General features: G+C 22.6%; 1 protein-coding gene and 1 pseudogene (both running past the window's edge). Both read right to left on the reverse strand.

Translation table 11 applies throughout. The annotated features are described in order from the left end of the window. Positions 1-75: pseudogene (locus LUA84_RS05075) on the reverse strand (hypothetical protein) (its annotated part extends 156 nt beyond the left edge of the window); the annotation flags it as partial. A gap of 97 nt (positions 76-172) precedes the next feature. After that, positions 173-218, reverse strand: partial view of a hypothetical protein gene (locus tag LUA84_RS01290; protein ID WP_231434078.1) — the final stretch only. Its footprint extends 182 nt past the window's final position; 46 of the gene's 228 nt are visible here — the last part of the coding sequence; the start codon falls outside the window, past its right edge; its stop codon occupies positions 173-175.

Below are 218 nucleotides of genomic sequence, written 5' to 3' on the forward strand. Positions count from 1 at the left end.
TTCTGCTTTAAACTCTNGTTCATCAAAGCATGGGATAAAATATCTTGCAGATGTAGGTTCAAATTGTGTAGTTAATAATAATTTTTTCCTTTACTTAAATAAAATCCAATTAGATCATTTCTTATCTTTCCCCTAAATTTTATATATAATTTATTTTTTCCATAATATTTATTCATAGATTTATTTCAACTGTTTCATTGTCTATATTTCTAAAACTT

It is taken from the genome of Candidatus Nanopusillus massiliensis, from assembly GCF_920984865.1.